This window comes from Telluria sp. PB2R4 (assembly GCF_059685695.1).
In genome coordinates this window covers 159094-170649 of record NZ_JCASIC010000014.1, presented here as the reverse complement: position 1 = coordinate 170649, position 11556 = coordinate 159094, and the positions used below count along the sequence as shown (strand labels likewise).

Annotated in this window: 9 protein-coding genes and 1 other RNA gene; 3 read left to right on the top strand and 7 right to left on the bottom strand. The window is 69.6% G+C overall.

Features of this window, described 5'->3' with window-relative positions; translation table 11 throughout:
- Together AC56LU_RS20805 and AC56LU_RS20800 are read left to right on the top strand one after the other, a co-directional pair.
- On the top strand, positions 1-900 hold a 900-nt coding region (locus AC56LU_RS20805; protein WP_497177517.1), incomplete at its 5' end, for a response regulator.
- Position 901: 1 nt separating this feature from the next.
- A complete protein-coding gene (locus tag AC56LU_RS20800) occupies positions 902-3070 on the top strand; it encodes a putative bifunctional diguanylate cyclase/phosphodiesterase (protein WP_497177516.1) in 2169 nt (722 codons plus the stop codon).
- A 126-nt stretch (positions 3071-3196) separates the two neighbouring features.
- Here the strand turns inward: AC56LU_RS20800 and AC56LU_RS20795 are convergent, their stop codons facing one another.
- Positions 3197-5617: a penicillin acylase family protein gene (locus tag AC56LU_RS20795; RefSeq protein WP_497177515.1), complete on the bottom strand. Its 2421-nt coding sequence runs from the start codon at positions 5615-5617 to the stop codon at positions 3197-3199.
- 178 nt (positions 5618-5795) lie between these two features.
- On the opposite strand from AC56LU_RS20795, the gene AC56LU_RS20790 reads away from it, so the two are divergent.
- A complete protein-coding gene (locus AC56LU_RS20790; RefSeq protein WP_497177514.1) occupies positions 5796-6080 on the top strand; it encodes a hypothetical protein in 285 nt (94 codons plus the stop codon).
- Here the strand turns inward: AC56LU_RS20790 and AC56LU_RS20785 are convergent.
- The 6 genes from AC56LU_RS20785 to ffs form a co-directional block, all read right to left on the bottom strand.
- Entirely contained in the window at positions 6059-6850 is a 792-nt protein-coding gene (locus AC56LU_RS20785) for a DUF2334 domain-containing protein (RefSeq protein ID WP_497177513.1), read from the bottom strand. The genes AC56LU_RS20790 and AC56LU_RS20785 overlap by 22 nt on opposite strands.
- Before the next feature lie 55 nt (positions 6851-6905).
- A complete protein-coding gene (locus AC56LU_RS20780) occupies positions 6906-8039 on the bottom strand; it encodes a glycosyltransferase family 4 protein (RefSeq protein ID WP_497177512.1) in 1134 nt (377 codons plus the stop codon).
- A 102-nt stretch (positions 8040-8141) separates the two neighbouring features.
- Positions 8142-8732, bottom strand: a complete 591-nt coding sequence (gene recR, locus AC56LU_RS20775) for a recombination mediator RecR (protein WP_497177511.1) — start codon at positions 8730-8732, stop codon at positions 8142-8144.
- 13 nt (positions 8733-8745) lie between these two features.
- A complete protein-coding gene (locus AC56LU_RS20770) occupies positions 8746-9072 on the bottom strand; it encodes a YbaB/EbfC family nucleoid-associated protein (RefSeq protein ID WP_497177510.1) in 327 nt (108 codons plus the stop codon).
- A gap of 50 nt (positions 9073-9122) precedes the next feature.
- The gene (locus tag AC56LU_RS20765; RefSeq protein ID WP_497177509.1) at positions 9123-11297 is read right to left on the bottom strand and encodes a DNA polymerase III subunit gamma/tau; all 2175 of its coding nucleotides are present in this window, start codon (positions 11295-11297) and stop codon (positions 9123-9125) included.
- 143 nt (positions 11298-11440) lie between these two features.
- An RNA gene (gene ffs, locus AC56LU_RS20760) (signal recognition particle sRNA small type) lies at positions 11441-11539 on the bottom strand.
- Positions 11540-11556: the final 17 nt, after the last annotated feature.

Below are 11556 nucleotides of genomic sequence, written 5' to 3'. Positions count from 1 at the left end.
GGCGCAGCGGCGGCGCTCCAGGACCGCGCTGCCGCCAGGCCGGCCGCAGCCGGCGCGGCTTCCGCGCCTGCCGCCCGTCCGGCTGCGCGTGCGGGTGCGCGCCGCGTGCTGCTGGCCGAGGACAACCCGGTCAACGTCGAAGTCGCGAGGGCGATGCTGGAAAGCCTGGGCATCGAGGTCCAGGCGGCGCGCAACGGCCAGGAAGCGCTGCAGGCGGTGCGCGCCGGCAGCTTCGACGCGGTGCTGATGGATTGCCAGATGCCGGTGATGGACGGCTTCGCCGCCACCAGCGCGATCCGCCGCCACGAACGCGAGGCGGGCCGCGCACGCACGCTGCCGGTCATTGCGATCACCGCCAATGCGCTGCAGGGCGACCGCGAATCCTGCCTGGCCGCCGGCATGGACGACTACCTGTCCAAGCCCTTCACCCAGCAGCAGCTGGCAGCCGTGATCGGCCGCTGGGTCACGGTGCCGCTGACGGCCCCCAGCCACCACCTCGACGCGCCGCCGCGCCTGCCGCCCGAGACGGTCGAGGTGATCCAGCGCGAGGCCGTCAACCGGGTCGCGCTCGACAACATCCGGGCGCTCAGCCGCGACGGCGGCGATGCGCTGGTGCAAAAAGTCATCGCCGCCTATGTCGGCGACACCCCGCGCCACCTGGCCACGCTGCGCGAGGCGGTCGACGGCATGGACGCCGGTAGCGTGCGCCGCGTCGCCCACAGCCTGAAGTCGGCCAGTGCCAACATCGGCGCCGCGCGCCTGGCGACGCTGTGCAAGGAACTCGAGCAACTGGGTCGCGCCGACAACATCACTGGCGCCGACCGCATCCTCACCGACATGGAGCACGAATTCCAGACCGTGCGCCATTCGCTCCACGCCATGCTTGAAAAGGAAACCTGAGATGCCTTCTTCTCCACCCAAGCGCGGAACGGTCCTGGTCGCCGACGACGACCCGGTGATGCGCATGCTGATGCTCGAGATGCTGGCCCAGGTTGGGCTGGACGCGATCGAGGCGGCCGACGGCGCGCTTGCCGTCGAACTGGCGCGTTCGCGCGCGCCCGACCTGATCCTGATGGATGTCGAAATGCCGCGCATGGACGGCTTTGCGGCCTGCGAAGCGATCCGGGCGCTGGAGGCCGACGGTACCAGCGTGCCGATCGTGATGGTCACCGGCGGCGACGACCTGGAGGCGGTCACGCGCGCCTACGAAGCCGGCGCCACCGACTTCGTGTCCAAGCCGATCAACTGGCCGATCCTCGGCCACCGGGTACTGTACGTGCTGCGCGCCAGCGACGCCATCGCGCGCCTGCGCATCGCCGACGCCCACAACCGCGCGGTGCTGGCAGCCATTCCGGACACCTTCTTCCGGCTGGATCGCGACGGTTTCTACCTGGATTACGAGCCGGGCCACGCCAGGCCGGGCCTGGAGCGTCCCGGCCAGATCCGGCCGGGACGCCGGGCGGCGACGACGCCGCTGCATGCGCAAGCCTGTGTCGGCAAGCACATTACCGACGTGCTGCCGCCCGAGATTGCCGGGCGCATGCTGGAGCAGATGCGCACCGTGCTGGCCACCCAGCAGGTGCGCTCGGTCGAATACGAGCTGGAACATTGCGGCGAAGTGCAGCACTTCGAAGCGCGGCTGGTCGCCACCAGCGACTCGCAGGTGCTCGGCCTGGTGCGCGACATCAGCGAAAGGAAGCGCGCCGAAGAGCAGATCCGGCGCCTCGCCTACTGCGACAGCCTGACCGGCATCCCGAACCGCCAGGCCTTCCTCGAAACCCTGGAGCGCGAGCTGCAGCGCTCGAAGATCGGCAACAAGAAGTTCGCGGTGCTGTTCATGGACCTCGACGCCTTCAAGCGCATCAACGACACGCTCGGCCACAACGCCGGCGACGCCCTGCTCAAGATGGTATCGGAGCGCCTGCGCGAAACCACCCGCCCGAGCGACCTGGTGTCGCGCGGCGATGGATCCGCAAAGACCGACCACACGACCAACCTGGCGCGCCTGGGCGGCGACGAGTTCACCATCCTGATCCCGGACCTGGAACGGGTCGAGCATGCGCTGAACGTGGCGCATCGGGTCAAGGAAGCGATGCGCCGCCCCTTCCTGATCGAGGGCAACGAGATCTTCGTCACCGCCAGTATCGGCATCTCGCTGTTCCCCGAGGACGGCGACGATTGCGGCTCGCTGCTCAAGTTCGCCGACACCGCGATGTACCACGCCAAGAACTGCGGCAAGAACAACGCGAAGCTGTACAGCTCCTCGCTGACCATGCAGATCATGAGCCACGTGAAGCTCGAGGTCGGGCTGCGCAAGGCGCTGCAGAACGACGAGCTGTACCTGGTCTACCAGCCGCAACGCGACGTGCGCACCTCCGAGATCGTCGGGGTCGAGGCGCTGGTACGCTGGCGCCATCCGGAACGCGGGCTGGTGCCGCCGACCGAATTCATCCCGCTGGCCGAAGAGACCGGCCTGATCGTGCCGATCGGCGAGTGGGTACTGCGCACCGCCTGCCGCCAGGCCAGGCTCTGGCAGCGCCAGGCGCAGCGCCACCTGCGCATGGCGGTGAACCTGTCGGCCAAGCAGTTCAAGGACGAGAACCTGTCGCAGATGGTGCACTCGGCCCTGCTGGATGCCGGCCTCGAGCCGCGCCTGCTGGAACTGGAGCTGACCGAAGGCACGCTGATGGACGATGCACTCGCCACCCTGGCCACGCTGGAACAGCTGCGCGGCATCGGCGTGTACCTGTCGATCGACGACTTCGGCACCGGTTACTCGTCGATGAACTACCTGAAGCGTTTCGACGTGCGCGCGCTGAAGATCGACCGCAGCTTCATCAACGGCCTGCCGCAGGACTCGGAGAACGCGGCCATCACGCGCGCCATCATCGCGATGGCGCACGGACTCAAGATGGTGGTGGTGGCCGAGGGCGTCGAGACGGGGGAACAGCTGCTGCTGCTCGAGCAGTACGGCTGCGATATGGTGCAGGGCTACTTCCTGGGGCATCCGTCGAGTGCCGATACCATTACCGGCATGCTGCAGGCGCCGCTCCTGCTGCCGGCGAAGTGACGACGCTGGCATAAGCGCTGTTCGTAGGGTGGGCGGCTGTGCCGCCCACGCGTTCAGCAACCATTAGAACAGCCGCGCCGGCAACATTGCCGTGATTTGAACGCGTGGGCGGCTGTGCCGCCCACCCTACGGTATGAAACGCAGCGTGTGCTTCGCCGCCCCCGGCAACAAGGGCACCGGCTCCCCCTTCACCCATTCCGCGTGCCCCGCCAGGAAGAACGGCGACAGCGGATGCCCGCTCTGCCCGCCCGGCATGTTGTACAGCCCCTCTTCCTCGCGCCCGGGCGACACCACCAGGCGCTCCGACTGCCCGAACTTCGGCCCCGCCACGCGCGGCATGTTGGCGTCGCCCGCCAGCTGGTCGGCCGGCGCGCCCAGCAGCGGAGCCAGGATCGGGATCGCCATGCCGATCGGATGCGCGATGGCGGCGGTATTGCGCTGCCCCCAGGTGGCCTGCGCCAGCGGCTGGCCGTCCTTCGTCAGGTCCAGGATCACGCGGTCGACCGCGGCCAGCTCCACCGAACGCCAGTCGATGTAGCCGGGCGGCAGCCAGCCGGCCGGACGGGTGTCGAGCAGGCGCGCGACCACGTCGGGCCAGCGGGTGGTGGCGCTGGCCAGCGTCGCCTTCGGGTCGAGCGCCCCCATCGCCTTGTTGGCGCGGCCGAACAGCAGCTCGTTGAATGCCCACATGGTGTTGCGCGCCAGCCGGTAGCCCACCGACCCGACGCTGGCGTGGCCGTCCCAGCTCGTCTCGAGCAGGCGGCGGAATTCGGCACGCCGCGGCTGCCCGGCCAGGGCGGCGGGGTCGAGCGCTGCCAATAGACGCTCGCGCCAGTGTCCGATGAACAGGGCGCGGTCGTCGAGCGCAACGTTCCAGGCCTGGCGCAAGTCCAGCCTGGGTCCGAGTGCGCGCAGGCCTTCGGCCAGCTGGCGGTTGCGGGCGCCGATGTCGAAGCCGCCGTCGCCGATCAGGGCGGCGCCCTCCCCCATCAGCTGGCGGCTGTTGGCGGTGGTGATCTGGCCGCCGGCCGGATTCACCACGCGCGGATAGCGCTCCGGCGCCAGCGCCGCGCTCCAGGTGGGCACGCCGTCCTCGAGCGGGAAGCTGCTGGCCAGCGGCGCCGTGGCGCGCTGCGCCAGCAGGCCGGCGATGGTCCAGCCGATGTTGCCGCGCGCGTCGCCCGCCACGAAGTTCTGCGCCGGGATGCCGTCGATGGCGGCGATCGCCAGTGCCTCATCGACGCTGCCCGCCGTCTCCAGCTTCAGGTGGTTCAGGTTGATCGCGCCAGGGTCGTGCGCGATCCAGTGCACCGCGTACTCGCGCCCGCCGGCTGTGCGGATCGGGCCGAGCGAGGTCTCGCGCACCACGAAGCGCTCCGGCGCTTCGCCCTTCACGGCGATCAGCTCCACGTGGCTGGCCGGGGTCTCCCAGCCGCCAGGCAGGCGCACCTGTCCGGGACGGGCGGCATCGTGGCCGAGCGCCACCAGGTCGACCAGGTCGGCATAGCCGTTGGTGAACGCCCAGGCCACCTGGCCGTTGCTGCCGACGATGATCGTGGGTGGCGCGCCCGGCAGGCTGACCCCGGCCAGGCGCCGCGGGCCACCCTTTGGGTGGCCCCCCTTCGGGTCGGGGAAGCGCAGCGCCAGGCGGTACCAGATGTTCGGCAGCTGCAGGCCGAGATGCATGTCGCCGGCGACGATGGCCGCGCCACTGGTGCTGCGGCTGCCGGCCACCGCATAGTTATTGCTGCCGACCGAATCGGTGACGGCGGCGCCGGCCAGTTGGCGCGGCTTGTCGGCGGCTGCGCCCCACCAGGCCGGGGCCCTTGGCGGCAGCGCGGCCGCCGGTGGCGCCGCAGCTGCCACGCCAACGCCGGCGTCGAGCGTCGCATCCCAGCGGCTCGCCTCCGGCAGCAGGAAGGCCAGCTGTGCGGCATCGCTGTTGGCGCGCAGCCAGCCGCGCGCCAGTTCGCGCGCTTCCTGGCTGCCCTGCAGGTCGATGTACATGGCCCAGATGACCAGCAGCGAATCGGCCGCGCGCCACGGGCGGGCCGTGGTGCCGGTCAGCGCATATTCGAAGGGTTGGGCGCGCAGCGCCTTGAAGCCGTCGTTGACGCCGGCAACATAGCGATCCAGCAGTGCGCGCTCGTTGTCCGGCAAGCGCGCCAGCGCCAGCTGCGCACGGGCGCGGAAGCGGTACAGGCGGCGCGAACGGTCGAGCGGCAGCGCGCGCGGTCCGAACAGCTCGGCCAGCTCGCCGGCGGCGGTGCGGCGCAGCAGGTCCATCTGGAAGAAGCGTTCCTGGGCGTGGACGAAGCCGGTGGCATAGGCCACGTCGGCGCGGCTGGCGCCGCTGATGAGGGGCACGCCGGCAGCGTCGCGCGCCACCGTCACCGCGGCCGCCAGCCCGGGCGCCTTGCGCTCGCCATCGAGCTGGGCCAGGCTGGCGTGCAGGTACAGCCAGACCGCGGCCAGTGCGAGCAGTGCCAGCCCCAGCAATCCCGCAAGCCCGCGCAGGGTCCAGCTTGTCCAACGACGCTGCCACACTTTTACTCTCCTCTTCTTGTTATTTTGGGCGTATCTTGCCAGAAAACAGGATTTCCCGGCGAACCGGAACTGTTATGCGCATGCGGAGTCAAGCACGGTTGATTTACGCAGGACGCGTCCCCAAGTGCAGTCGTATACTTGAACCGGATCGCCGGCACGGCGGGTATAGGAGTAGATCATGCATCTGACAAAGTGTGCGGTAGTGGCAATGAGCTTGACGCTCGCGGCTTGCTCCACGCCGCAGCAACGCGCCGAGCGCATGCAGGCGGAAATGGCCGAGCAAATGACCATCTATGGTCCGGCCTGCTCCCGTCTCGGCTACGCCCCGAACAGTGACCAGTGGCGCAGTTGCGTGCTGCAGCTCAGTACGCGCGAAGAACTGCGCCAGTCCGGTCCCGCCTACTACGGCGGGTGGGGTGCGCGCCACTGGCGGGGCGGAGGTTACTGGGGTCCGTACTGGTAACGACCGGCGGCCGATAGTCGATCTGCGAACGCTGCCTTGGTCATCGCCGTGTGCGTCGCCTGCAGCCGTGCCACCGTGGCCTGCGCATGGCGCAGCAGCCGCGAATGCCGTACGTCCGGCGGATGCAGGCTCAATCGGATGAGCGGACCGCGCGCCAGTGCGAGCGCCAGCACGTCCGCCAGCAGCGGCGAAGCCAGCCGGCCGCCGCGGTTGCGCGCCGCGTAGACCAGCGACGGCGACAGGACCGATGCGCCGGCGCCGCCCGCGCCGCCGGCGCCACCATGGAGCAGGTGAAAGCGCGGGAAGGTGGTGGTGTAGTCGAAGTCGAACGCGCGCAATGCCTGCCACGCCCCCACGCCCATCAGCCAGGCCGGCGGCACGAAGCCGCGCACCGGCCAGCCGCGTTCCGCGAACCAGTCGAGCCCGCGCTGGATGCGCCGCGCCGCTTCGGCGGCCGGCAGGGCCGCGAATTCACCTTCGTGGCTGTAGCCACCGCGCAGGAAACGCTGGCGCAGGCCGGCGCCTTGCGGGGCGGTATCCAGATGGGTGAAACCATGCAGCGCAAGCTCGTCGCCGCGCGCCAGCGCGCATTCCAGCCCTGCCTCCATTTGCGCCAGGTCGCCGCCGGCGCGATGGTAGTGGGGCACCACCAGCCAGGTCAGCGGAACATCCGCCACCTCGCGCAGGGCCTGGGCAAGACGGGCGCATTGGGGCCAGGTGACCGGGGCGACGTCGTGGATCGAGACGCACAGGGCCGGTTTGCGTTCCATGCCTGCGCCCCCGGCTGCAGATTTGGCTGAATGCGCGCCAGGCTCCCCGTCCATGTCAGTCTGGAACGCAGAAGTGCTCCAGCGCACGCTGCGTTCCCGGGCGAGCAGCGAGCAGGCTGCCGTAGCGGTGCATCAGTTGCGGAAACACCCGGCTCCAGTCGTAGTGCTCGTGTGCCTTGCGTCGCGCATTGGTGCTCAGGCGCACCAGGTCGCGTCCGTAGATGGCCTCGATGGCGCCGGCCAGGCTGCCGGCGTCGTTGGGACGCGCCAGGATGCCTGTCTGGTCGTCGACCAGCTCGGCCACCCCGCCCCCGTTTGTGGCCACCACCGGCAAGCCGCAGGCCATCGCCTCGAGCACGATGAGACCGAAGGTTTCGCAGTCGCCCGGGTGGACCAGCACGTCGCAGCTTGCCAGCACGGCGGCCAGTTCGCGCTGGTCGCGCTTGAAGGGCATGAAGCTCAGCCGCGCATGCTGGGCCAGCTCTGCCCCACCCCCGACGAGCAGCAGGTGGTAGGGTTTGCCCAGCCTGCGCACGGCCTCGATCAGGACGTCGAGCTTCTTGTCTGCGGTGAAGCGGCCGGCATAGACCAGCAGGCGCGTGTCTTCCGGTAGGCCGAGCTCGGCGCGCAGGCTGTCGCGTCGGCGGCTGGGGTGGAAGGTTTCACTGTCGATGCCGAGCGGCTGGTGCAGGGCATGGGTCACGCCCATGTCGGCCAGCTGATGCACCATCAGGCGGCTCGGCGCCAGCACGGTGTCGAACTCGCGGTACAGGTGCGCCAGGTACTTGCAGGTACCGAGGGAGATCGTCTCGCCGAAGCGGTTGAGCACCAGCCGCGGCAGGTCGGAGTGGTAGAAGGCGATGGCAGGGATGCCGAGCCGCTGGCGCAGGCGCAGCGCCGCCCAGGCACTGTGGCCGGCGTCGCCTGCTTCGATCAGGTCGGGCTGGGCCGCGCGCAGGCGCCGGGCGGCGGCGGCCACCGAGACCGGCATGCGGTAGCCGTGGATGCCGGGCAGCGACACTGCCGGCACCCGGACCAGGCTCGGTGTTTCGTCATCGTCGACGTTGGGACTGAGGATGGTATGGCGAGCCCAGCCGTAGCGGGCGAGCCAGCGCGCCTTGGCATTCAGGTAGGTGCTGACGCCGCCGCCCTCCGCAGCGTAGAACATCGTGATGTCGACAAGATGCATGTGAAGCCCGCTGAAAGAACCAACATAGCAGCGGTCTGCCGACGATGCTTGCGCGCACGCACAGGCATCGGCGGAACTCGCTACCAGTCGCCTTTGCCGGAATTATGCGCTGCGGCGATCCAGCATGGCGCGCGCGATCGTGCCGGCGTCGACATACTCGAGTTCGCCACCCACGGGCACGCCGCGCGCCAGCCGGCTGACCTTCAGGCCGCGCGCCTTCAGCATCTCGCTGATGTAGTGGGCGGTGGCTTCGCCCTCGTTGGTGAAGTTGGTTGCGAGCACCACTTCAGCGACCTCGCCATCGGCGGCGCGCCCGACCAGCTTGTCGAGGTGCAGGTCGCGGGGGCCGATGCCGTCGAGCGGCGAGAGCCGTCCCATCAGCACGAAGTACAGGCCCTTGTAGGTCATGGTCTGCTCGATCATCATCTGGTCGGCAGGCGTTTCGACGACGCACAGCAGCGCGCGGTCGCGCGCCTCGTCGGCGCACAGGTCGCAGACTTCGGTGTCGGCAAAGGTATTGCACATCACGCAGTGGTGGACCGTGTCCACCGCCTGGTACAGCGCGCGCGACAGCATGGCCGCGCCTTCGCGGTCATGCTGCAGCAGGTGGAAGGCCATGCGTTGCGCCGACTTCGGACCAATGCCGGGCAGGCGCCGCAGCGCCTCGGTCAGGAAATCGAGCGACCTGGACATGGCGCTGCCGCGATCAGAACGGCATCTTGAAGCCGGGCGGCAGCGGCATGCCGGCGGTCAGGCCGCTCATCTTCTCGGCGGCGGTGGCTTCGGCCTTGCGCACGGCGTCGTTGAACGCGGCCGCGACCAGGTCTTCCAGCATGTCGCGGTCGTCGCCCAGCAGCGACGGGTCGATGGTGACGCGCTTGACGTCGTTCTTGCAGGTCATCACGACCTTCACCAGGCCGGCGCCGGACTGGCCTTCGACTTCGACGAGGGCCAGCTGTTCCTGCGCCTTCTTCATGTTGTCCTGCATGGCTTGCGCCTGTTTCATCAAGCCTGCGAGCTGGTTTTTCATCATGGTCGGTTTCTCCAAAAAATTCCGGATGGGTTAGTGATCTAGGTAGCGAATCAGGCCGCGGCCGGCTTCACCGAGCCCGGCACGATGAAGGCGCCGAAGGTGTGCTCCATCGCCTGCACGAAGGGATCGGCGGCGACCACGGCTTCGGCCTGGCGCTGGCGCTCCTCGCGCGCCGCCTTGGCCTCGGCCGCGGCGGTATACCAGACCGGGCCGATCTCGGTATCGAGGCTGATGCGCACCGCGGGGAAGCGTTCCTGCAGCGCCGCGGTGAGCTTTTCGCTGTTGCCGCTGGCGCGCAGCGTGTCGACCGGCACGCGCAGGCGGAAAGTCGCGGCCTGTTCGTGCGCCACGCATTCGATCAGTTCGGTCTGCAGCGCCAGCTGCTGGGACACGCCGCGCAGCGACAGGCCGGCGGCCAGCGCCGGCCAGTTGCCGTCCCAGCCGATGCTCGGGACCGGCGTGACGACATAGGCGTGCGGCGGCGCGGCCGGGGCCCGCACCGGCGCGGCCGCGGGTGCAGTGACTGCGGCCGGCGCTTCGGAAGCGACCGCCGTATCGTCGGAAAATTCGGTGACCCAGGACGGCGGCTCGTCGTCCGCCGCGGCCTGCGCATGTCCTTGCGTCCCTGCCTGCGGCTGCGCTTGCGCCGTGGCGCCGGGCGCAGCCTGGCCGCCCGCTTCCCAGGGCGGCGTGCCGGTGGCCGCCGGCCGCGCAGCTTGCGGCGCCTGCATCGCGCCCGACGGCCCCGCGGCCGATGGCGGTGGCGCGGCCGGCGCCGGGGCCGCAGCAGGTGCGGCTGCGGGTGCGGATGCCTGCGGTGGCGCCGACTCCGGGCGGCGCGCGCCTCCCCCGCCGGGACGTCCGGATGCCGCGCGGGCGGCCTCGAGCGCCGCATTGATGGCGGCGCGCGCCGAGGTCATGGCCGGTGGGGCGCCAGCTGCCGGCGCCGATGCTGCCGGGGCCGGCGCTGCCGGGCGTGGCGGCTGGACCTGCTGCGGCTGCGCCGGGGGTGGAGCCGGGCGTGCCGGCGCCACCGCCGCATGGCTGGCCGCGGCCACTGCCGCCGCCCGTGCGGCCGGTGCCGCCGCTACCGCGGCGGGTGCGGCGACGTGCTCGGCGCCCCCCTGTCCGGGGCGAAAGGCCAGCATCCGCAATAGCGTCATGGTGAAGCCCGCATACTCGTCCGGCGCCAGGCCGATCTCGTTGCGGCCGTGCACCGCGATCTGGTAGTACAGCTGTACTTCCTGCGCATCGAAGGCCTGGGCCAGGCGCAGGATGTCGTTCAGTTCCGGCAAATCCTGCGGCACCGCCGCGGGCACCGACTGGGCCAGCGCGATCCGGTGCAGCAGCGTGCCGAGGTCTTGCAGCGCGCCGTTGTACGACAGGCTGCGGCTGGCCATCTCGTCGGCTACCGCCATCAGGTCGGCGCCGTCCTGCGCCAGCAGCGCGTCCAGCAGGCGCACCAGGTAGGACTGGTCGAGCGCGCCCAGCATGCCTTGCACCGCTGCCAGGGTAACCTGGCCGGCGGCGTAGGCGATCGCCTGGTCGGTCAGCGACAGCGCGTCGCGCATCGAACCGTGGGCGCCTTGCGCCAGCAGACGCAGGGCCGGCTGTTCGAAGGCCACGCCTTCCTGCCCGAGGATGTTCTCGAGGTGGCCGACGATGTGGCCAGGCGGCATCTGCTTGAGGTTGAACTGCAGGCAGCGCGACAGCACCGTGACCGGAATCTTCTGCGGGTCGGTGGTCGCGAGGATGAACTTGACGTGCGGCGGCGGTTCCTCGAGCGTCTTGAGCATCGAATTGAACGCGTGGTTAGTGAGCATGTGCACTTCGTCGATCATGTAGACCTTGAAGCGCGCATTGCTCGGCGCGTACACCGCCTGCTCCAGCAGCTGGGCCATCTCGTCCACGCCGCGGTTGGACGCCGCATCCATTTCGATGTAGTCGACGAAACGCCCGGCGTCGATCGCGCGGCAGGCTTCGCAGGCGCCGCAAGGCTCGGCCGTGATGCCGCCCTGCCCGTCCGGGCCGACGCAATTGAGCGACTTGGCCAGGATGCGCGACAGCGTCGTCTTGCCGACCCCGCGCGTCCCGGTAAACAGGTAGGCGTGGTGCAGGCGGCCCGTTTTCAACGCATGGCTCAGGGCACGGACGACGTGCTCCTGGCCGACCAGCGTTTCGAAGTTCTTGGGACGGTATTTGCGGGCGAGGACTTGATAGGACATGCCGGGATTTTACCGCAGTTGGCGCTTGCGGCGAACATTCCATGGCACACCCGGCAACAGCACGACCCGGCGGCACGCGACAATGCAGCTCTGCAGTAAGCAGATGCATTCAAGACCAACGGGAGGATAAGGAGAGAGGTGAAAGAGGCGAGCCTGATCTGCGGCACTTGCGGTGAACGGCTTTGGCTGCTTCGTTCCCGACCTGACCAGGTAAACCATGCCACAATGCGCAGGGGCCCGCCAGCGAGCATTATAACCG